This is a genomic window from Corallococcus sp. BB11-1 (genome assembly GCF_026626625.1).
In the GTDB taxonomy this organism is placed as follows: domain Bacteria; phylum Myxococcota; class Myxococcia; order Myxococcales; family Myxococcaceae; genus Corallococcus; species Corallococcus soli.
Map to the genome: position 1 here is coordinate 214,866 of NZ_JAPNJY010000010.1, position 21,620 is coordinate 236,485.

Genomic DNA, 21,620 nt, shown 5'->3' on the forward strand with positions numbered 1-21,620 from the left:
GCTTCAGCTCCGTCCCTTCGTGCGGGAGATGAGGGCCGCGTAGAAGCCGCCGCCAAAGCCGTTGTCGATGTTCACCGTCGCCACGTTCGCGGCGCACGAGTTCACCATCGCGAGCAGCGCGGAGATGCCCTTCAGGTTCGCGCCGTAGCCCACCGACGTGGGCACCGCCACCACCGGGATGCCGACCAGGCCCCCCAGCGCGCTCGCGAGCGCCCCCTCCATGCCCGCCACCACCACCGCGACGTGGCACTCCTGGATCTCCTCGCGCCTGCGCAGCAGCCGGTGGATGCCCGCCACGCCCACGTCGTAGACGCGCCGCACCTCCGCGCCCAGCGCCTCCGCGGTGAGCGCCGCCTCCTCCGCCACCGGGATGTCGCTGGTGCCGGCCGTCACCACCGCGACGCGCCCCGCCTTCACCTTGCGCTGACGCAGGTGGAAGATGCGCGCCACCGGGTGGTATTCCGCCTTGGGGAAGCGCGCGAGCAGCGCCTCCGCCTTGTCCGGTTGCAGCCGCGTCACCAGCACCGTCTGCTTGCGCTCCACCAGCGCGCCCACGATGCCCAGCAGTTGCTCCACCGTCTTGGGCTCGCCCAGCACCACCTCCGGAAAGCCGAAGCGCAGGTTGCGGTGCGTGTCGAGCGTCGCGTAGCCCAGCTCCGCGAACGGCAGGTCCTTGAGCTTGCCCACCGCGTCGTCCAGGGTGACCTTGCCCGTCTTCACCTGTCCCAGCAGTTGCCGCAGTGCCTTCTCGTCCATGGGCGACCGTCTACCCCACCCGCCCCCGGTGCTCCAGGCGCGCGGCGGAAAGGCCCGGGATGGCCCTGCTTCCGGCAGGGTGGCCCCTACAGGCCCAGCCGGCTGAGCAGCGCCTGGGCGCTGCCGCGCTCCAGCACCAGCAGCATCCGCCCCCCCAGCGCCGTGGGGGCCGTGGCCGTGAAGTCCGCGCCCAGCACCACCACCGGCCCGGGGCCGGACTCCACCTCGCCCAGCACGCCCGCCAGCGCCGGCCGGACCGGGCCGCGCTCCAGCCGGGGCACCGTGGGCAGCAGCCGCCAGCCCGTCAGCCGTCCAATGGCGGACAGACACGCGCTGGCGATGATGTTGGCCGCCTCCGCCAGGGCGCTCTCGCGCTCCTCGGGGGCCGCGGGCTGGCCTCGCACCAGCGCCGACTCCAGCGCGTCACCGTCGCGCGCGGGCAGCAGCAGCACCAGCGCGCCGCGCAGCTCGCCCGTCATGCCCAGGCGCACGACGACGGCGGGGCCGTCCCCGCCCAGCAGGGCCGGCCCGTCCTGGGCACTGGTCAGCCGCACCAAGGGGACGGACAGGTCCACGCGTCCGCCCACCAGGCGGGCCAGGGCGTTGGCGCCATGGCCACAGCCGATGTTGGCCACCTCGCGCAGGGCGTCGAGCTGCGCGTCGCTGGGCAGGGGCGGACTCACGCGGTCAGTAACCTCGGGACGTCCAGGATGAACACGGGCCGGCCACTGCCCAGGATGGTCACCCCGGACAGCCCCGGCAGCAAGTCCAGCGGCCGGGACAGGGGCTTGAGGACGACTTCCTCCTGCCCCAGGAGGCGATCCACCGCCAGCGCCACCTTGCCGGTGCCCGCGTCCCCCTCCATCACCACGAAGGGCCGGAAGCCCGGCCGGGGTGACGCGGGCACGCCCAGGAGCACCTCCAGCAGGTGCACCGGCAGCAGGCCGTTGCCGTGGGGCAGGAGCGCCGTCTCCCGGCTGCGGCTCAGCGCGTCCGGGTCCGCCTCCGTGGCGCCCACCACCTTGGCGATGGGCAGGCCGAAGACCTCCTCCCCCACCTGCACGAGGAGCAGGTGCACCACCGCCACGGTGAGCGGCAGCCGCAGGGTGAAGACGGTGCCCCGGCCGCGCTCGCTGTCGATTTCGAGCGTGCCGCCCACGCTCTCCACCACGCGCTTGACGGCGTCCATGCCCACGCCGCGCCCGGAGATGTCCGTGATGTCCTTGGCGGTGGAGACGCCCGGCAGGCACGACAGCAGGAAGGCGTCGCGGTCCGCCATCCGGTGGGCGGCCTCTTCCGTGATGAGCCCGCGCTTCACCGCCGCGGCCTTGAGGCGCGCGGGGTCCATGCCCCGGCCGTCGTCCTCGATATCGATGATGACCCGGTCGCGCGCGCGGCGCACCGTCACCAGCACGCGGCCGCGCACGGACTTCTTCGCGGCCAGCCGCTCTTCGGGGGTCTCCAGGCCGTGGTCGATGCAGTTGCGCAGCAGGTGCAGCAGCGGGTCCGCCAGCTCGTCCAGGATGGCGCGGTCCAGCTCGATCTCCGCGCCGGTGATGACCAGCTCGACCTCGCGCTCCTTGCGGCGGGCCAGGTCGCGCGCGGCGCGGGGCAGCCGGTCGGTGATGAGCGACAGCGGCGTCATGCGCGCGCTCATCACCTTGTCGTGCAGGTCCTTCACCAGCGTGTGCAGCCGGTAGACGCCCTCCTCCAGGGCGGGCCGCGTGTTCTCCGGCAGCTCCTTGCCCACCTCCCGGAGGCGGGCGGTGGCGAGCATCAGCTCCCCGACCGTGTCGAGGAAGTAGTCGAGCAGCTCCGTGCGCACGCGCACCGTGCGGGAGCCGGCGTCCGCGCTGGCGCGCGCGCTGTCGGACGTCGGCGGGGCGACGGCGATGATGGGCGGCTCGGGGACGGCCAGGGAGACGGAGACGACCTCCACCTCCGCCACGTTGCGCAGGGCCGTCTGGATGCCGGCCTCGCCCACGGCGGACTCCAGCTCCACCTGGATGTAGCCGTCCGGGATGCGCCCGGCCTTCAGCTCCTCCAGGGGAGGCCGCAGGTCCACGAGCGTGCCCAGCGTGGACAGACGCTTGTGCACGAGGAACGCGCGCACGCCCGGCACCTGGCAGGTGGGCGAGATGCGCAGCCGCACGGACCAGCGGGGCGAGCCAGGGCGGCCGTCCATGCCCACGCTGGCGACCGCCTTGAGGCTGGCGGTCAGCGCGGAGACGGAGGACGCGGAGTCCACCTCCGCCGGCACGCGCAGCAGGGACTGCCCCCCAGGCGCGCCATAGAGCGCCTCCGGGCTGCTCAGGTCGCGCGGCGGCATCAGGCTGGCGGGAGGAAGGACCGCGAGGGCCGTGCTCCCGGTGGCACCGGATGCGCCCGGACCGCTCCGGTCCACGCCGGAGTCCGAGCCCGAAGCCCCAGCCGCGCCGCCCGGGTTCACCGGGTCCGACGCCGAAGCGCCACCCGCGCTGGAGGCAGTCCCGGCGTCCGTCGCGCCCGACGCCGAAGCGTCCGAGCCCGCCGCACCGCCCGCCCCCGTCGCTCCGGCGGCGTCCGACCCGCCCTCCGCGCCGGCCCGAGCGGCCCCCGCCGCCCCGTCCCCGGCCGCCGCCCCGGAGGGCCCGTCCGCCGGCTTGAGCACGGTGACCTGGGCCACGCGCGTCACCGCGGGCGCGTGGCCGGTGAGCGACCTCACGCGCGCGCTCAGCTGTTGCAGCAGGGACTCCGCCTGCTCCGGCTCACGGCTGGACGCGACGGCGCGCACCTGGGCCGTCAGCGTGTCCGCGGCGCTCAGGAGCAGGTCCACCAGGTCCCGGTCGAGCAGCTTCCGGTCCCCGCGCACGGCGTCCACCAGGTCTTCCACCCGGTGCGCCAGCATGGCGATGGGCTCGAAGCCCATGGAGGACGCCATGCCCTTCACCGAATGGGCGTGGCGGAACATGGAGTCCACGGTGCTGGCGGTGGCCTCCCGCTCCAGCTCCACGAGGTCCCGCCCGAGCGCCTCCAGGTGCTCGGTGGCCTCCGAGATGAAGAGGCCCAGGTACCGGGACATGTCCATCGTCATGACCCGGTACCTCCCACAGGCGGACGGGGCCGCGACCCGGGCGGGCGCGGCCCTGCGTCGGTCAGGCCTCGCCCAGCACCTTCTTGACGACCGCCAGCACGTCCTCGGCCCGGAAGGGCTTGACGATGAAGTCCGAGGCGCCCGCCTCGATGGCCTCCATCACCAGGCTCTCCTGGCCGAGCGCGGAGCACATGATGACCACCGCGCTGCTGTCGGCCTTGATGATTTCCCGCGTCGCTTCGATTCCGCTCTTGAACGGCATCACGATGTCCATCGTCGTGAGGTCCGGTTTCAACTCCTTGAACTTCTCCACGGCTTCCAGGCCGTTGGCCGCCTCACCGACGACCTCGAACCCTCCAGACGCAAAGATGTCCTTGATCATGTTGCGCATGAAGATGGCGTCGTCGACGACCAGCACCCGCTTAGCCATGTGAAGAACTCCGCCTCCGTTTCAGGCCTAGAGGGAGCGCACCCTATCACCGGCCGTTTCCAGGGGGCTACTCACTTGGAGGCAGTGAACAAGGCAACGACCGCCGCATCAAGTCCTTCCGGATCCAGGACGGTCACTCCCAGACCGCCCAGGCGGGCAACGCCGCGAACCGCGGGCATGACCTTACCCGGGGCCGCGCTGACGCGCTCCACCGCCTCGATGCCGTCCACGTCCGTCACCAGGAGGCCCAAATCGCGCCGCCCCCGGTCCAGCAGTACCACGCGGCACAGCGGCGTGGGGCCTTCTGGAAGGTGCAAGAGCTGCCGCAGCTCCACCACCGTCACCACGCGACCGCGCAGGTTCATCACTCCAGTGATGGCGGAAGGGGCCCGGGGCACACGGGTGTAGCGCTCCGGGGGCACGACGACCTCCCGGACCGCCGACAAGGGCAGCCCGTAGCGCTCCTTCTCTACCCGGAAGATGACGTGCCGCACGGTGGAGGCCTTTGTCGCAGGGGGCGGCGGGGCGTCCGGGGCCTCAGGGCCCCAGGCGGAAGCTGCGCACCACGCTCTGCAGCTCCACGGAGAGGTTGGTCAGCTCACTGGCCAGCGACGTCATCCGCGACACCGCGGCGGTCTGCTCCTGGATGACGGCCTGGATGGCCTCCGTGGAGCTGGCGTTGTTCCGGGCCACGAGCTTGATTTCCTCGATGGCCTTCACCATCTCCTCGCTGCCCTTCATCTGCTCGCGGGTGCTGTCGGAGATGAGCGTCACCTTCTCCGCGCCCTTGCGCGCGGTGTCGGTGATGGCCCCCATGGAGCGCATGATGTCGGTGAGGTCCTCACGGCCCTCCGCCAGCTCCGCGATGCCTTCCTTCATGGCGCTCACGACGGAGGTGGACTGACCGGAGATGTCGCGCGCCAGACGGGAGATCTGCTCCGCGGAGCGGCCCGCGCTCTCCGCCAGCTTGCGCACCTCGTCGGCGACCACCGCGAAGCCGCGGCCGTACTCGCCCGCGCGCGCCGCCTCGATGGTGGCGTTGAGGGCCAGGAGGTTCGTCTGCTGGGCCACCTGGGTGATGGCGTCGACGATCTTGGAGATCTCCTGCGTCTTCTCGCCGAAGGCGAACACCTGCTGGCTGGCGGACTCGATGCGGTTGAAGACCTTCTTCACCTTGTCGCCCGCGAGCTTCGCCGCCTTGGAGCCGTCCTCCGCGCTGCTGCTGGTCTCCGCGGACGTGCGGGCCGCGTCCAGGGCGCTGGCCGCCGTGCGCTGGATGCTGCCGGCCATCTCCGTGATGACCTTGGAGGCCTGGGAGACGAGCTGCGACTGGGTCTCCGCGCCGCTGGCGATCTTCTCCATCGACGAGCCCACCTCCTCGGTGGACCCGTTGACGTTCTCCGCCGAGCGCTGCAGGTCGATGGCCGTGTCCGCCACGCTCTTGGCGGTGTCCTGAATCTTGCCCACCAGCTCGCGCAGGTTCTCCTGCATGCGGGAGATGGCGCCCGTCAGCTCGTCGATTTCGTCGCGCGTGCTGTGGACCTCCGCGGCCACGGGCTTGGACAAATCACCCTGGGAGATTTCGAACGCGGAGCGGCTGAGCACCTTCACGCGGGTGACGCGCGCCAGCAGCGAGGGCAGGTACGCCGCGCCACCGAAGGTGATGAGCACGCCCACGCCCACCCGGATGACGTAGCTCCAGCGGCCCCAGGACGCGTCGAAGATGCTCTCGCTGCCCAGCAGCCACGTGCCCAGCAGCAGGCCCAGGACGATGTAGCCGGTGGTGATCTTCCGGTGCAGCGACTGCTCGCGGACGACCTTGGGACCATCGACGAAGCGCAGCATCCGCTGCACGGGCTCGCGTCGGGGGGTGAGACCGGAGGAGGGGTCGTCGCGAAGGGGGCGGCGCACGGAGTGCTTTCAGCTGGGGAGGGGCAGGAAGCAGCCCAGGGGTTTAGCCTTGCTGTCCGGTACGGGTCAATCATCCGGCCGGCTTCCGCCTGCTTGAACGGGCGAAGTGGTCGAACCCCGGGGGCGGGGTCAGCAGGCGGCCCGCCGCGTCGCGCAGGGCCAGCCGGCGCTCCCGGGTGAGCACGCCCACGGGGGTGACGGCCTCCCCCGCGCGAGCGCACGCCCGCTCGAACGCCCGCGCCCTTGAAGGGGGGATGGCCAGCAGCAGCTCGTAGTCCTCGCCGCCCCGCAGGGCCCCCTCGGGCCCCAGCGCCGCGCGCACGGCGGGTGACAGCGGCAGCCGCGCCAGCTCCAGCGTCGCGCCCACCCGCGACGCGGCGCACAGATGACCCAGGTCCTGGGCGAGCCCGTCCGACACGTCCAGGCCCGCGGAGGCGAAGCGGGCGGCGAGCCGGCCCAGGGCGACGCGGGGCTCCGGGCGGCGCTGGCGGCGCACGGCGCCACCCCGGCGCAGTCCCGCCTGGAGCTGCTCCAGGCCCAGGCGCGCGTCGCCCAGGGTGCCGGAGACGTAGAGCAGGTCCCCGGGCCGGGCGCCCGCGCGGGTGATGGGGGGATGGGACAGCTCGCCGGTGGCGGTGATGGTGACGGAGAGCTCGCGCGCGGAGGTGAAGTTGCCGCCCACCAGCGCGATGCGGTGCGCCTTCGCGAGCGCGGCCATGCCCCGGCCGAGCGCGGACAGGTGACGCGCGGGGAAGTCCCCCGGCAGCGCGAGCGCGCAGACGAACCAGCGGGGCACGGCGCCCATGGAGGCCAGGTCCGACAGGTTCACCGCGAGCGCCTTGTGGCCGATGTCGCCGGCAGAGAACGTCGCGCGGGTGAAGTGCACGTCCTCCACCACGGCGTCGGTGGTGACGCACAGCGCGCCCTTCGACGGCGCGAGCACGGCGCAATCGTCCCCGGGTCCCACGGGCACGCGGGCCCTGGGAAAGCAGGCGAGGAAGCGTTGGATGAGGTCGAACTCACCGGGCATGGAGTGACCACAGACCACGCCCCGTCCCCCGGGCGCAACGAAGAGCGTCCCGCGTGGCGTTGACCGTGCCAGTCCCGCGAGGCATAGCAATGGGAGTGTCTTCCCTGCCCGCGCCCCTGGACCTGCGACGCCGTCTCGCGACGGAGGCGCTGGGGTGTGGGTTGCTGGTGGTGGCGCTGGAGGGCTCGCACCACGTCGCGGAGCACCTGGGCGCGAGCGCCACGGAGGGGCGCCTCTTCGTGTCCCTGTCGTGCGGCGCGCTGCTGGCGTGCCTCTTGTGGGTCCTGCGGCCGCTGTCCGGCGCGCACCTCAACCCGGCGCTCACCTTCGCCGACGCGCTGGGGGAGCGCACGCCCTGGCGCGAGGTGCCGCTGTACGTGCTGGCGCAGCTCTGCGGCAGCCTCGTGGGGCGGCTCGTCGCGCACCGCATGTGCAACGAACCGCTGCTGCTCGCCGCGCGTCCGCCCGCGGCCGACGGGGCCCGGTTCCTCACGGAGATGGTGGCGACGTTCGGCCTGCTGGTGGTGGTGCGCGGCTGCGTGCGCACGCGCCCGGCGGCCATGCCCCTGGCCATCGCGGGGTACGTGGCCGCCACGGTGTGGTTCACGGACTCGCGCTCGCTGGCCAACCCGGCGCTGGTGCTGGCGCGCGCGGCCAGCGCCCACCTGGGCGTGATGAACCCGCTGGAGGTGGAGTCCTTCGTCGCGGCGCAGCTGCTGGGCGCGGCGCTGGCGGTGCTCCTCTTCCGCTGGCTGCTCGGCGGCGCGCCCCGGCCCGCGCCCGCGGCGCTGGAGACCGTCGTCTTCGAGTGCGCGGACCCGGGGCCCGCGCACCTGGCCGCCGCGCTCTTCAACACGCTGGCCCATCCGGAGCGCGCCTGCGCGGTGGCGGCGCCGCCGCCGTCCGCGAGCGAAGCCGGGGCCCCGCCGGCCGTGGAGGCGTTGATGAAGGACCTGCACCTGCGCCGCGCGCCGCTGAGGGACCGGGGCGTGCCCGCGTCGCACTACGTCCTCATCGAGGTCGCGGGCCAGGCGCCGGGCATGGACGCCCGCGTGCGCGAGCGCTGGTCGCTGCCCGCGCTGTCGCTGACGGACGACACCGGCGCGAAGGCCCTGCAGGCCGCCCTGCGCCCGCGAATCCTCCAGCTGCTCGCGCGCCGGGGCTGGGAGCGGCTGCACGTCGTGAGCAACCCCACGCCCGAAGGGCCCCGCGCCCTCAGTTGAGGCGCCGCCCGCGGGGCCGCGCGGGTGCGCGGCCCGCTCAGAAGCGGTCCGGCTCCGGCAGGGGCGGCGCGGCGGACAGGCCGCGCTCGTGCATGGGCGGGTGCAGGGGCAGCTGGACGATGAAGCGCGAGCCGTGGCCGAACTCGCTCTCCACGCGCACGCGCCCGCCGTGGCCCTCCACCAGGCTCTTCACGATGGCCAGCCCCAGGCCCGCGCCGCCGAACTCGCGCGTGGAGCTGCCGTCCACCTGGTAGAAGCTCTGGAAGATGCGGTCGAACTCCTCCGTGCGGATGCCCACGCCGGTGTCCTCCACGCTGATGCGGTAGCCGGGCACGCCCAGCTCCTGCTGCATCGCCGCGTCCGACAGCGTCACCTTCACCCGGCCCCCCGGCGGCGTGAACTTCACCGCGTTGGCCAGCAGGTTCACCACCACCTGGCGCAGCTTGTCCAGGTCGCCCGCGAGCCGGGGCTGCGGCGTGTGCGGCAGCCGCACCTCCAGCTCCAGGCCCTTCCTCTGCGCCTGAGGCAGCACGCTGGAGACCGCCGTCTGGATGATGTAGCCGGGGTCCACGGGCGACATGGACAGGCGCAGCCGCCCCGCTTCAATCTGGCTCAGGTCCAGGAGCGAGGAGATCATCGAGAGGAGCGTTTCGCCCTTCTCCACGATGGTGCGCACGTACTGGAGCTGCTCCGGGTTGAGCGGCCCCGCCAGCCCCTCCGCCATCATCTCCGAATAGCCGAGGATGGACGCCAGCGGCGTGCGCAGCTCGTGGCTCACCGTGCCCAGGAAGGACGACTTCAGCCGGTCCAGCTCCTTGAGCCGCGCGTTCGCCTGGATGAGCCGCGCGTTCTGCGCCTCCAGCTCGCGGTGCACCTCCAGCGTGGACTCCAGGTGCAGGTGCGTGGCCAGGTACGCCTTCTGCCCGCTGGCGACGAGCGCCCCCAGCACCTGGCCGAAGTGCCCCAGCACCTGCGCGGCGGTGCGCTCGGGGACGCGGCGCACGCGCGCCAGCAGCTCGTGCGCCCGCTCCAGGTCCAGGCCCTGGATGCCCGTGAGCGTGTCGGGGAAGTCCGCCAGCTCCTCCGGCGTGAAGGGGCCCAGGATGACCCGGCCCAGCAGGTCCCCGTCCCAGCGCACCGGCATCACCACGTAGCGCAGGCCGGTGAAGCAGGAGAGCGCGATGAGGCCCGACGACTCGGAGGTGTCGCCGTCCGCCACCCGCCCGCCCCCCTCCGGCAGCACGGGGCCGTCCTTCACCCGGCCCACCATCGCGGTGCACTGGTGGCGGCCCTCCGGGAAGGAGAAGACGTAGGCGCAGAAGTCGCCGTGGCCCACCTTCACGTCCGCCAGCTTGGTGCCGCGCGCGTCCAGCACCTTGATGCCCACGCGGTACAGGTCGCTGAAGCCCTTCACCACCTCCGCGAAGGAGGGCAGGTCCAGGAGGTCCCCCAGCGACAGCCGCCGCTGGAGCGCGGACTCCCGGCGGGTCAGGCCCGCCGTGTCCCGCGGGCCTCCTGAGGACGCGCCGCTCACGCAGGGCTCCCGCTCGCCCGGCCACCCGGCAGGGGGCCGTAGCGTCCCTCCAGGGCCGTGCCGGACAGGTCCACGTGGCGGAAGATCTGCGCCAGGAACTCATCCTCGGTGAGGCCCACGTTGCGCGACAGGTGGGCGCGCGTCTCCAGCGAGCGCCAGGCCGCCTGGGCCACGGCGTGGAAGGTCTCCACCACGCCCTCGCCCCGCACCGCCACCGAGCCCACCACCGGCTGCGAACCCTTGCGCTGGATGTCCTCCAGTTCGGCGTCCGTGAGGCTGTCCGGCAGGTCGCGCTTGTTGAACTGGATGACCACCGGCACCTGCTGCGGATCCAGCTCCATCTCCCGCAGGTTCTCCTGGAGGTTGCGCCAGTAGGCGTTGTTCTCCTGCGACGCGTTGCGCCGGCTGTCCGCGATGAAGACCACCGCGTCCGTGCCCTGGAGCACCACCCGCCGGGTGGCGTTGTGGATGACCTGGCCAGGGACGGTGAAGAGCTTCACCTTCACCTTGAAGCCCGCGGAGGTGGAGAAGAAGACGGGCAGCAGGTCGAAGAAGAGCGTCCGGTCGTCATGCGTGTCCACCGACAGCAGGCGACCTCGCACGTCGGGCCGCGCCCGGGCGTGCAGCTTGCGCAAATTGGTCGTCTTCCCGCTGAGCCCGGGGCCGTAATAGACGATCTTGAGCGTCAGCTCTCGCTGGGCGTGGTTCAGTTGCAAGGGGGAGGACTCGGACCGAGGGGGAATCGGTACCTGCTTTTTATAATGGCCTCACGCGCCGCGCGGAAGGCCGGTCGCATGCCGAACGACAGGGCACGGAGCATCCTCCTGGAATGACGCGTGCGCGAGTGGCGTTTCGACAGATTCCCGCTCCTCGCGCCATGAGGAGGACGTCTCCCCACACTGAAAAGAGGACACTGTGCGCGGAATGATCGCGTGCATGGGTACGGGGGGACCGGTTAGGATCGCGGACGCGACGGAGGAGCAAGGCGATGACGATGAAGCAGGTGGATCCAGGCGTCGAGGTGGCCCCCACGCCGGTGATGGACGTGGCGAACCTCCCCAATGATCTGGTGAACGGGGTCAAATTCGGTCCGCCCACCGATGAAGACCTGACCGCGGTGTCGGCCCTGCGCGCCAACTCCGAGCCCTGGAAGGGACGTGGGGAGAGCCAGGAGGACAGCCTCAAGGCCCTCACCCAGCTCAAGCCCTTCCTCCACGTGGCCCGCGTGCAGAACCAGATCGTGGGTTACGTGACGGTGGAGCGCGACGGCCCGGTGCCCGGGGCGGCGTACCTGCGCAACATCGTGGTGAAGCCGGAGCTGCGGCGCCACGGCGTGGGCCAGAAGCTGCTCAACAAGGCGCTGGACGTGGCGCGCGACATGTACCGCAAGACCATCGCCCTGCGCGTGGACCCCGCGAACGCGCCCGCGGTGGGCTTCTACCGCAAGGAGGGCTTCACCACGGTGGCCACGGTGGTGTCCAAGAAGTCCGGCAAGCTGCGGCTCCTGATGTCCCGCGAGCTGTAGTCGCAAAGGCCGCTGACACGGCATGTCGTTCCCGACGGGAGGGGCCCTCACACGGCCGCTCCCGTCGTGCTTTTGGGGGCCTCCTTCCAGACGCCCCCGGGTGTCCCGGAGCGCGCCGGTCGACTATCCTGCGGCGGTTCCACCCCGCCGGGCCTGACGCACGGCAGCGGTGGGGCCCCCGCCCCCGCATGAAACCGCTCGCAGAGCTGCTGCGTCACCTGTCGCGTCCCGGAATCACCGAGCTGGCCCTGGCCAGTGGCCGCCCGCCCATGGTGCGCGGCGCCACCGGCTATGAGCCCGTCGACCCCGGCTCGCTCACCACCGACGAACTCGTGAAGGCCCTCCAGGCCATGGTGGGCATGGCGCGAGCCTCCACCGTGTCGGAGACGCCCGTGCAATGGACGGTGAACGCCACCGGCCTGGGCGCGCTCTGCATCGCCGCGGTGCGCCGGGGCGACCTGATGAACGTGCGCCTCACGCGGAGCACCGAGGGCGCGGCGCAAGCGGCGGCCCCGGCGCAAGCGGCGGCCCCCACCCCCACCCCGGCCCGCGCACCTCCTGCCAGCCCGCCCGGGGTGTCCTCGCCCGCCGACGCCGCCGCGCGCACCGCCCCGGTGGGAAGCCCGGCCCCGGCCGCCGCGCGGGCCCCCCAGCCGGTGGCGGCTCCCGCACGGACCGCGCAGGCCCCTGCCCCGGGCCCGTCCGCCGGGTATGCGCCCGCCGCGCAGGGGCACGCTCCCGCCGCGCAGGCCCAGGCGGCCGGGCACGCTCCCGCCGGGCACGCTCCCGCCGCGCGTGCCATTCCCATCTCGCGCGCGACGTCCGCGCCCGGCCGCGACCTGGCCCTGCTGCTGGAGCAGGCGCGCAACATGTTCGCCAGCGACCTGCACGTCGTGGCCGGACGGCCGCCGCTGTTCCGGCTGGCGGGGGAGTTGCAGCCGCAGGACACGCCGCTGTCGCCGGAGACGGTGGAGCGGCTGCTGTTGCCCATCATCCCGGAGCGCCTCCGGCCGGTGCTGGAGAAGGACGGCAGCGTGGACTTCGCGCTGGACTCCGAGGAGACCGGGCGCTTCCGCGTGAACGTGGGCCGCCAGCGCACGGGCCTCAAGGGCATCTTCCGCGTCATCCCCCGGGAGATCCCCACGCTGGAGTCGCTGGGCCTGCCGCCGGACATCGCCAAGGCGACGCACCACCACCAGGGCCTCATCGTGCTCACCGGCCCCTCCGGCCACGGCAAGACGGCCACGCTCGCGGCGCTGCTGGACATCATCAACCGCGAAACCACGCACCACGTGCTCACCGTGGAGGACCCGGTGGAGTACGTGCACCCGCGCAAGCGCGCCCTCATCAGCCAGCGCGAGGTGGGCAGCAACACCCGCACCTTCGCCAGCGCCCTCAAGGGCAGCCTGCGTGAGGACCCGGACGTCATCGTCGTGGGCGAATTGCGCGACACGGAGACGGTGCGCATGGCGCTCGCGGCCAGCGAGACGGGCCACCTGCTCATCAGCACCATGAACACGCCCAGCGCGGCGAAGACCATCGACCGGCTCATCGACCTCTTTCCCCCGGCGGACCAGGGCCAGGTGCGGCTGTCGCTCTCCAGCGGCCTGCGCCTCATCGTCAGCCAGCGGCTGATGCCCAGCGCGGACGGCAAGCGCATGGTGGCCGCGGCGGAGGTGCTCACCGGCTCCGTGGCGCTGGGCAACCTCATCCGCGACAACAAGACGTTCCAGATTCCGTCGCTCCAGCAGCGCGGCAAGTCGCTGGGCATCATCCGCTTCGAGGACTCGCTGGCGGAGCTGGCCAGGTCGGGCAAGGCGACGCTGGAGACGGTGAAGGGCTTCGCGGAGAACCCGGACGAAATCGAGGCCATGGTGACGGGCAAGCGCCCCGGCGCGGCGGGCACCGTGCCCGCCCCCGCTTCGCCCCAGGAGGGCGCGCGGATGCTGTCCAAGGTGGGCTCACTGCTTGGAAAGAAGGGGGCCTGACATGACGGACACGCCTCGCATCGCGACCTGGTTCGACGTACTGCTCGACAAGAAGGGCAGCGACCTGCACATGGCCGTGGGCTATCCGCCCCTGGGCCGCATCCGCGGTGAGCTGGTGCCGCTGCGCGAAGAGCCCCTCGCCTCCGACGAGCTGGAGTCGCTGCTCTTCGAGCTCTGCTCGCCCGAACAGAAGCGGCAGATCACCGAGGAGCTGGACCTGGACTTCGCCTATGGCTACGGGACGAAGGCCCGCTTCCGCGCGAACTACTTCTACCGGATGACCGGCATCGGGGCCGTCTTCCGCACCATCCCCAGCAAGGTGCTGTCGCTGGAGGACCTGAAGACGCCGGAGGTGGTGCGCAAGATGGCGGACCGCCGCAGCGGGCTGGTGCTGGTGACGGGCCCCACGGGCAGCGGCAAGTCCACCACGCTGGCGGGGATGATCAACCACATCAACAAGACGCGCGCGTCACACGTGCTCACCATCGAGGACCCGGTGGAGTTCGTGCACGAGTCCCTCAAGGCCCAGGTCACCCACCGCGAGGTGGGCCCGCACGCGTCCAGCTTCGCCACCGCCATCCGCTCCGCCGGCCGCGAGGACCCCAACGTCATCCTCATCGGCGAGCTGCGCACCAACGAGACGATGAAGCTGGCGCTCCAGCTCGCCAGCTTCGGCGTGCTCGTGTTCGCCACGGTGCACACCAACAGCGCGCCCGCCACCATCGACCGCATCATCAACGCCTTCCCCGCGGACGAGCAGGGTCAGGTGCGCGGCATGCTCGCGGAGTCCCTCGCCGGCATCGTCGCCCAGCAGCTGGTGAAGACCGCGGACGGCAAGGGCCGCGTCGCCGCGCTCGAAATCCTGGTGGGCGGGGCCGCCATCGCTTCCATGATTCGCGAGGGCAAGGTGTTCCAGATTGCCTCCAAGATGCAGGCGGGCCAGGGCCAGGGCATGCAGACCCTGGACATGCACCTGGAGCGGCTGGTGAAGGACGACGTCATCCTCCCCGACGCCGCCCTGGAGAAGGCCCAGGACAAGGAGAACTTCGTGAAGGTCATCCAGCGGCTGAAGCCGGATTGGGAGGTCCCGGAGACCCTGAAGGCGTGAGACAGGGATGTCTCAAGGTTCGAGACGAAGCGGCCTGGGGGTGAAGGGATTTGCATTCCCCCCCCTACTTCGCGAATTGTTCGACATTGAACCTGGACATCGACCGGCCCTGGCGCCGGCGTCCCAAACTTCCGAGGGGGAAGTCAGTCATGGATGAACAGCAGCTTGAGATGATGCGGCAGATGCAGGAGCAGCAGGACGCGGGCCCGGGCCCGCTGTTCTACATCTTCTACTTCGCCTTCATCGGCGCGATGATCGCGGGCCTGTGGAAGACGTTCGCCAAGGCGGGCGAGCCCGGCTGGGCGGCCATCGTGCCCTTCTACAACGTGTACATCATGACCAAGATCATCGGCCGTCCGGCCTGGTGGGTCGTGCTGGCGCTGATCCCCTGCGTGAACTTCATCGCGCTGTTCATCATCGGCATCGACATGGCGAAGTCGTTCGGCAAGGGCACGGGCTTCGGCATCGGCCTGGCGCTGCTCGGCCCGGTCTTCTACGCCATCCTCGGCTTCGGCGACGCGCAGTACCAGGGCCCCGCCGCAGCCAGCGGTGGCGCGGCCGCGGCGTAGTTTTCCGCGCGGGCCCGGCCATCCGGGTCCCGGCGTGACGGCGGTGGAGGTGCCTCTTCCCAGGCCCTTCACCGCCGTTCGTGTTTCCAGGGGAAGGTGGCCGGAAGTGTCGTCTCCCGCCCGGTGGCGCGGGCCCGCGTGGCTCCGCCCTCCCGCGAGCGCGGCATCTCCGCTAGAGCGGCGGGAATGACCGGCCCGCGTGCTCACCCCCATCCGCTCGTCGCGCCCATCCGACGGCGCGCCTTCCGTTGCTGGAGCTTCGGAGCCTGCTGCGCCCTGGTGCTGCTGCCCGTCATCGCGGCGGCGCAAGCAGTGCCACACGCCGGGCCCGCGACCGCGGATGCGCAGGGCAAGCCTGACGCTCCTGGCGAGTCCGCGCCTCCGAACGAGCCCGACGCTCCCGGCGAGATCCGCACCGTCATCACCGCCACGCGCCTGCCGCGCCCGCTGCGCGACGTGCCCGCCACCACCGTGGTGATTCCCCGCGACGAAATCCAGCGAAGCCCCACGCTCACGCAGGACGCGCTCGTGCGCACGCTGCCCTCCGTCGCCACCTTCCGCCGCACGCCGTCCCTGGTGGCGGACCCCACCGCGCAGGGGCTCAACCTGCGCGGGCTCGCGCCGTCCGGCGTGGCTCGGGGGCTGGTGCTGCTGGACGGGCTGCCGGTGAACGACCCCTACGGAGGCTGGGTGTTCTGGCGCGCCCTGCCCCGGCTGGGCCTGGACCGCATCGAGGTCGTCCCCACCGGCGGCTCCGCGCTCTATGGCAGCGCCGCGCTGGGCGGCGTCGTGCAACTCATCTCCCAGCCCATCACCGGGGCCATCGACGCGGACCTGTCCGTGGGCAACCAGGGCACCGGCTTCTTCGGCGCGCGCGTCGCGGACCGCTGGAGGCGCGTGGGCATCTCCCTGGAGGCCGAGGGCCTCACCAGCGACGGCTACCGCATCGTCCCCGCTGGCCAGCGCGGCGCCATCGACGGCGACACCCCGTCCAACCACCTCACCGGGCAGGCGCGCGTGGAGGTCCAGGCCACCGACGACCTCCTGCTCTCCGCCCGCGCCGGCCTGTTCCGCGAGACGCAGAACGGCGGCACCCGCTACACCGTCGCCCGCGTGGACCTCGCGTGGTTCACCGGCAACGCGCGCCTGCGCACGCAGGACGCCGGCACCTTCGAGCTGGGCCTCTACGGCCGCACCCAGGACTTCGCCCAGGACCGCGCCCGCGTCAGCGCGGACCGGAGCACCGAGTCCCGCTCCGCGCACCAGGACGTGCCCGCGAACGACCAGGGCGGCTCGCTCGTGTGGACCGGGCCGGAGCTGACGCTGGGCGGTACGCACGTGCTCGCCGTCGGGGCGGATGCCCGCCGCGCCGCCGGCACCGCGGAGGAGCAGCTCTTCCCCGCCACCGACGCCCCCACGGCGCTCCGAGCGCGCACCACGCGGGGGACCCAGTTGTCCGGCGGGCTCTTCGTGCAGGACCTCTACACCGTGTCCCCCGCGCTGGAGTTCGCCGGCACGCTGCGCTGGGACCTGTGGCGCAACCAGGACGGCGCCCGGCAGGAGCGCCGCGCGAACGGCGATGCCACCACCACCGACTTCGCACCCCGCTCCGCCAGCCAGCTCAGCCCGCGTCTGGCCGCGCGCCTGCGCCCGCGGGACTGGCTCACCCTGCGCGCCTCCGCCTACCGCGCCTTCCGCGCGCCCACCCTCAACGAGCTGTACCGCCCCTTCCAGGTGGGCACCGTCCTCACCGCCGCCAACCCGGACCTGGGCGCCGAGCGCCTCTGGGGCACCGAGGCCGGCGTGGAGGCCCTGGGCCCCGGCGGTCTCACCGGACGCGTCACGGGCTTCTGGAACGTGCTCGACGCGCCCGTCACCAACGTCACCCTGGCCGCGCCCCTGCCCGACGGCACCACCCGCCAGCGCCAGAACCTGGGCCAGGCGCGCGTGCGCGGCGTGGAGCTGGGCACCGACTGGCGTCCGGCCCGCCAGTGGACCGTGCTCGCCGCCTACACCTTCGTGGACCCCGTCGTCACCGAAGCGCCCGGCCAGCCCGACCTGGTGGGCCGCCAGCTCCCGCAGGACCCGCGGCATCGCGGCTCGCTCAGCGTCACCTTCGACGAGCCGTCGCTCCTCACCGCCACCGCGCAGCTGCGCGTCGTGGGCCCGCAGTACGAGGACGACCTCAACACGCGCGGCATGGGCGGCGCGGCCATCGTGGACCTGTTCGTGAGCCGCCACCTCTTCTGGAAGGTGGCCGCCTTCGCGGCGGTGGAGAACCTGTTCGACCGCTCCTACCTGGCGGGGCGCGCGGGCGTGGACACGCTCGCCCCACCCTTCCAGGCGCGCGTGGGCCTGCGCCTGCGCGACGGCGTCAACGCACGGTCCTCAGCGGCGGAACGGGGCGCACCGGACCATTGAACCAGCGGCTCAGCTCCGTCGTGTCCTCCATCCGCTTCGCGGGCGGCAGGCTGGAGAGGAACACCCGGCCGTAGCCCTTGGTCACGATGCGGCGGTCCAGCATCGCCACGATGCCCCGGTCCGCCTGCGTGCGGATGAGCCGCCCGAAGCCCTGGCGCAGCGCCAGCGCCGCCTGCGGCAGCTGGTACTGGTCGAAGGGCTCCTCGCCGCGCGCCTCAATCTGCCGGATGCGCGCGGCCACCAGCGGGTCGCCCGGCGACGCGAACGGGAGCCGGTCGATGATGACCAGGCTCAGCGCGTCCCCCGGCACGTCCACACCCTCCCAGAAGCTGTGCGCGGCGAAGAGCACGCTGGGCGTCTGCCGGAAGGCCTCCAGCAGCTGGGCCTTGGGCCGCTCGCCCTGGAGCAGCGCCTGGTAGGGCAGCCGCGTGGCGGTCAGCTCGTACGCGCGCACCATGTTGCGCAGGGACGTGAAGAGCACGAAGGCGCGCCCGCCCGTCACCTCGCACAGCCGGAGGATCTCCTCCGCCGCCGCTTCGATGAAGCCCGGGGCGCTGGGGTCCGGCAGGTGCGTGGGCAGGTACAGCGCGGACTGGCGCGGGAAGTCGAACGGGCTGGGCACCGCCAGCGTGCGCACGCGCGTCACCGGCTGGCCCTCCTCGTCGTACATGCCCATGCGCTTGGCGAAGAAGTCGAAGCGGCTGTCCGCCGCGAGCGTCGCGGAGGTGAACACCACCGTGTCCAGCGCGCCGTAGAGCCGGTCGCGCAGCTCCTTCGCCACGTCGATGGGGTTCGCGCGCAGGAAGATGCCCTTGCCGCGCGCCTCCGCCCAGTAGACGTGCTCGGAGGACTCCGCCTTCTCCAGGAAGGTGAGCTGCTCCACCATCTCCTCCGCGCGGCGGTGGATGGCGGCCAGCTCCGCCTCGCGCTCACTTCCGGAGAAGGACGCCAGCGCGGACAGGCCCTCGCGCACCTGCTCCAGCGCGCCGGACAGCTTGCCCATGGTCTCCGGGCGCAGCGCGACGGTGGACTCTTGAGTGGAGAACCCCAGCGCGCGCGGGGCCTGGAGGAACAGCGCGTCCGCGTGCGAGCGCACCCGCTGGGCCAGCGCCGCGAGCGTCGCGTGCCGTTCGTCCTTCACCGGCAGGGCCGCCACCGCGTCGCGCGACAGCTCCTCCAGCCGGTAGTTGGAGACGCTGTAGCCGAAGTGGCCGCTGGCCACGTCCTCCAGCGCGTGCGCCTCGTCGAAGACGACAGCTTCGTAGAAGGGCAGCACGCCTTCGGTGCGCTTGCCGGAGCTGCGCAGCGCCAGGTCCGCGAAGAACAGGTGGTGGTTCACCACCAGCAGGTCCGCGGCCTCCGCGCGCTTGCGCATCTTCGTGACGAAGCACGTCTCGTACTGCGCGCAGCGCGAGCCCAGGCACGTCTCCGACGTGGTGGACAGCCGCGACCACGCGGCGAAGGACTCCGGCAGGTCCAGCTCCGCCCGGTCCCCCGTCTCCGTCTGCGTCACCCACTTCTTGAGCAGCGGCCACTGCTTCGCCTCATCGCGCGAGACGAACTGCGGGTCCTTCTCAAAGGATTCGTAGCGGTGCAGGCAGAGGTAGTTGCCCCGGCCCTTGAGGTAGGCCGCCTCGAACTGGAGCCCCAGCTTCTCGCTGAGCAGCGGCAGGTCCTTGAAGAACACCTGGTCCTGGAGCGTCTTCGTCGCCGTGGACACCACCACCTTGCGGCCCGACAGCAGGGCGGGCACCAGGTAGGCCAGCGTCTTGCCCGTGCCCGTGCCGGCCTCCGCCAGCAGGTAGCTGCCCTCGGAGAAGGCCCGCTCCACGGCGCGCGCCATCTGGAGCTGCTCCGGGCGGTGCTCATACGCGGGCAGCGCCTGCTCCAGCGCGCCGCCAGGACCGAGCAGGCTGTCGACAGAGGGAGGACGGGGCGCGGGCGCGGACATGCGGCGTTCTACCAGGGGCAGGAGGGGCGAAACGCGAACGGCCCCGCAGGATAACAGCGCCCACGGCCCTCCGCGCGTTCCCCGACACCGTTCCAGCGCGCGCCCGCCCGGGAGGCGGGCCGGCCAGCGCCTCCCCGCCGCCCCGCCCAGGCCACTAGAAGGAGCCGCGCATCATCTGGGAGAGCACCAGCACCAGCACCAGGGCCACCAGCAGCACCGCACCCATGACGATGTTCTTCACCTTGCGCCCGAGGTCCGGCGATGGGCCGTCCGCCGCGAGCGGCACCACGGACGTCACCCGGCGCACCACCTCGTCCCGCCCGCGCAGCGCCAGGGCATCGTCCGGGGTCCGGGCCAGCCGCAGGCGGTACAGCCGGCCCACCATGGCCAGCTCCCCCCGCCCCATCGCCGTCGTCAGCAGCCGGTCATGCGCGTCCCAGTCGCTCCAGGTCCGCAGCAGCGCGTGCCACTGCGTGGCCAGCACCTCCGAGGGCTGGTGCTCCTCCGGGATGAAGTTCGCGTAGACGAGCCCGCACTGCGCGCAGGCCCCCTCGTCCTCGCGCAGGGGCGCCACGCACTTGGGGCAGTGGCCCGGTGGCGCCTGGAACGGGTCCCCGTCCGGGATGGCGGACACCGCGGGCGGCGCGTCGGAGCGCACCACGCGCAGGGCGGTGGCGTTGGGCCGCGGGGGCGCCGGCGGCGCGGACGCGAACGGGGCCTGCGCGGGCAGGGCCACCGCGACGCCCTCACCGCCGCCCCGGACCTTCGCGTCCTCCGGGCGGGGCGCGTCAGGGGGCGCGGCGGGAGACGGGGCCAGGGACGGCCCGGCGAGGGTCCGGGCACCACAGGCGCGGCACGTCACGGACAGCTGGCCGCCCTCGACCTGGAAGGACTCCACCGGGACCAGCCGCTCGCAACCTTCGCACTGGTACTTCATGACAGCACCTCCCGCAGCGGCACGGGCATGGCACACCCGATGAGCGCCAGCAGGCACAGCGCGCAGATGACCTTGCGCGCGGGACTCAGGGGTTCACCCGGCTCCAGCACCTCCGGGTGGCCGAACCCCACGACCTTGCTCGCCACCACCAGCCACAGGCCCCAGGAGACGGTGACGAACACCGTGAGGAACAACAGCACCCAGGCCACGCCCTTGCCCAGCGTCCGGGCCCGGGGCCCCAGCACCGCGAACGTCAGGTGCCCGCCGTCCAACTGGCCCACCGGCAGCAGGTTGAGCAGCGTCACCAGCAGGCCGAACCACGCCGCGATGACCACCGGGTGCACCACCACGTCCTTGCCCTCGGGCACCGGCCCCAGCGCCAGCCACGTCATGGCCTTCATGATGAGGTTGTCGCCGAACAGCGTCTGCCGCTGGGTGATGACGGTCTCCAGCGCGGGCGGCGCGTTCGTCAGCCGCTCCATCGCCCAATGCAGCAGGTTCTGCCCCAGCACCCACAGCGACGAGTCACCCGGGAACGTGGAAGGCACCGGCGGCGAGTCCACCACCGTGGAGTGCAGCAGGCCCCAGTAGAGCAGCGGCAGCGCCACCACCAGGCCCGCCAGCGGCCCCGCCGCGCCAATGTCCACCAGCGCGTTGCGCGTGGGGATGCGCCCCCGCAGCCGGATGACCGCGCCCAGCGTGCCCAGGCTCCCGGGCACCGGCAGGGGGATGAAGTACGGCAGCGACGTGTCCACCTTGTGCCAACGCGCCAGGACGTAGTGCCCCATCTCGTGCGCGCCCAGGATGCCCAGCAGCGACGCGCTGAAGGCCAGCCCCTGCGCCCGGTCCTCCGGGAGCAGCCCTGCCCCGCTGAAGGGGAACGAGCGGCCGAAGAGCAGCAGGTACGCGAGGAAGGTCGTCCCCAGCGTCACCACGAACAGCAGCAGGTGCAGCCACACGCGGAGCGGGGCGGTGGGAGGGACAACGGAAACCGGGTGCATGCGCGAAGATGCCTCACGTCCGCCAAAGGTGCGACCTGTCCCCGGTCGCGATGCGGCAAAAATGTAAAACAGAACTCGGACTACCCCGACCCCGGTCCTTGACTTGAGGTTGACTTCTGGTACGAACCGCGCCGCTTGGGGTTCCATCAAACGGCGGGGCGCC

Annotated in this window: 18 protein-coding genes; 6 read left to right on the forward strand and 12 right to left on the reverse strand. The window is 72.3% G+C overall.

Annotated elements, in window-relative coordinates; translation table 11 throughout:
• Positions 1-3 precede the first annotated feature (3 nt).
• From larB to thiL, 7 genes are all read right to left on the reverse strand, one after another.
• Complete coding sequence (gene larB, locus OV207_RS10955) at positions 4-756, reverse strand: nickel pincer cofactor biosynthesis protein LarB (protein WP_267554798.1); 753 nt, start codon at positions 754-756, stop codon at positions 4-6.
• Between the two features lie 86 nt (positions 757-842).
• Complete coding sequence (locus tag OV207_RS10960) at positions 843-1,439, reverse strand: chemotaxis protein CheC (RefSeq protein WP_267554799.1); 597 nt, start codon at positions 1,437-1,439, stop codon at positions 843-845.
• Complete coding sequence (locus OV207_RS10965) at positions 1,436-3,829, reverse strand: chemotaxis protein CheA (RefSeq protein ID WP_267554800.1); 2,394 nt, start codon at positions 3,827-3,829, stop codon at positions 1,436-1,438. The genes OV207_RS10960 and OV207_RS10965 overlap by 4 nt, the downstream gene beginning before the upstream one ends.
• A 61-nt stretch (positions 3,830-3,890) precedes the next feature.
• Positions 3,891-4,259 (reverse strand): response regulator, encoded by a 369-nt coding sequence (locus OV207_RS10970; protein ID WP_014400067.1) that lies wholly within the window; start codon positions 4,257-4,259, stop codon positions 3,891-3,893.
• A 71-nt stretch (positions 4,260-4,330) separates the two neighbouring features.
• Positions 4,331-4,753, reverse strand: a complete 423-nt coding sequence (locus OV207_RS10975; RefSeq protein WP_193428062.1) for a chemotaxis protein CheW — start codon at positions 4,751-4,753, stop codon at positions 4,331-4,333.
• A 43-nt stretch (positions 4,754-4,796) separates the two neighbouring features.
• Positions 4,797-6,170 carry a methyl-accepting chemotaxis protein gene (locus OV207_RS10980; protein ID WP_193428063.1) on the reverse strand — a complete coding sequence of 458 codons (1,374 nt, stop codon included), beginning with the start codon at positions 6,168-6,170 and terminating at the stop codon, positions 4,797-4,799.
• Between the two features lie 70 nt (positions 6,171-6,240).
• Positions 6,241-7,200, reverse strand: a complete 960-nt coding sequence (gene thiL / locus OV207_RS10985; protein WP_267554801.1) for a thiamine-phosphate kinase — start codon at positions 7,198-7,200, stop codon at positions 6,241-6,243.
• 89 nt (positions 7,201-7,289) lie between these two features.
• Here thiL and OV207_RS10990 point away from each other — a divergent pair, with 89 nt between their 5' ends.
• On the forward strand, positions 7,290-8,423 hold the full coding sequence (locus tag OV207_RS10990; protein ID WP_267554802.1) for an aquaporin: 1,134 nt from the start codon (positions 7,290-7,292) through the stop codon (positions 8,421-8,423).
• A 37-nt stretch (positions 8,424-8,460) separates the two neighbouring features.
• Here OV207_RS10990 and OV207_RS10995 read toward each other — a convergent pair whose 3' ends face one another.
• Both OV207_RS10995 and OV207_RS11000 read right to left on the reverse strand, forming a co-directional pair.
• Positions 8,461-9,957, reverse strand: a complete 1,497-nt coding sequence (locus tag OV207_RS10995) for an ATP-binding protein (protein ID WP_267554803.1) — start codon at positions 9,955-9,957, stop codon at positions 8,461-8,463.
• Positions 9,954-10,673, reverse strand: coding sequence for a GTP-binding protein (locus tag OV207_RS11000; protein WP_193428066.1), 720 nt, complete (start codon positions 10,671-10,673; stop codon positions 9,954-9,956). Before OV207_RS11000 ends, OV207_RS10995 begins: the two co-directional genes overlap by 4 nt.
• A gap of 272 nt (positions 10,674-10,945) precedes the next feature.
• Between OV207_RS11000 and OV207_RS11005 the strand changes: the two genes are divergently transcribed.
• The 5 genes from OV207_RS11005 (at position 10,946) to OV207_RS11025 (ending at position 17,568) form a co-directional block, all read left to right on the forward strand.
• Positions 10,946-11,482 (forward strand): GNAT family N-acetyltransferase, encoded by a 537-nt coding sequence (locus OV207_RS11005; RefSeq protein ID WP_193428067.1) that lies wholly within the window; start codon positions 10,946-10,948, stop codon positions 11,480-11,482.
• 188 nt (positions 11,483-11,670) lie between these two features.
• On the forward strand, positions 11,671-13,470 hold the full coding sequence (locus OV207_RS11010; protein WP_267554804.1) for a type IV pilus twitching motility protein PilT: 1,800 nt from the start codon (positions 11,671-11,673) through the stop codon (positions 13,468-13,470).
• Between the two features lies 1 nt (position 13,471).
• Positions 13,472-14,578: a type IV pilus twitching motility protein PilT gene (locus OV207_RS11015; protein WP_193428069.1), complete on the forward strand. Its 1,107-nt coding sequence runs from the start codon at positions 13,472-13,474 to the stop codon at positions 14,576-14,578.
• 149 nt (positions 14,579-14,727) lie between these two features.
• On the forward strand, positions 14,728-15,147 hold the full coding sequence (locus OV207_RS11020; protein ID WP_193428070.1) for a DUF5684 domain-containing protein: 420 nt from the start codon (positions 14,728-14,730) through the stop codon (positions 15,145-15,147).
• A gap of 186 nt (positions 15,148-15,333) precedes the next feature.
• Positions 15,334-17,568, forward strand: coding sequence for a TonB-dependent receptor (locus OV207_RS11025; RefSeq protein ID WP_267554805.1), 2,235 nt, complete (start codon positions 15,334-15,336; stop codon positions 17,566-17,568).
• On the opposite strand, the gene OV207_RS11030 is transcribed toward OV207_RS11025, so the two are convergent.
• The 3 genes from OV207_RS11030 to OV207_RS11040 form a co-directional block, all read right to left on the reverse strand.
• Positions 17,522-19,519 carry an ATP-dependent DNA helicase gene (locus tag OV207_RS11030; protein WP_267554806.1) on the reverse strand — a complete coding sequence of 666 codons (1,998 nt, stop codon included), beginning with the start codon at positions 19,517-19,519 and terminating at the stop codon, positions 17,522-17,524. The two genes, OV207_RS11025 and OV207_RS11030, sit on opposite strands and share 47 nt — an antisense overlap.
• Before the next feature lie 154 nt (positions 19,520-19,673).
• Entirely contained in the window at positions 19,674-20,456 is a 783-nt protein-coding gene (locus OV207_RS11035; protein ID WP_267554807.1) for a hypothetical protein, read from the reverse strand.
• Entirely contained in the window at positions 20,453-21,457 is a 1,005-nt protein-coding gene (locus OV207_RS11040) for a site-2 protease family protein (RefSeq protein WP_267554808.1), read from the reverse strand. The genes OV207_RS11035 and OV207_RS11040 overlap by 4 nt, the downstream gene beginning before the upstream one ends.
• Between the last annotated feature and the right edge of the window lie 163 nt (positions 21,458-21,620).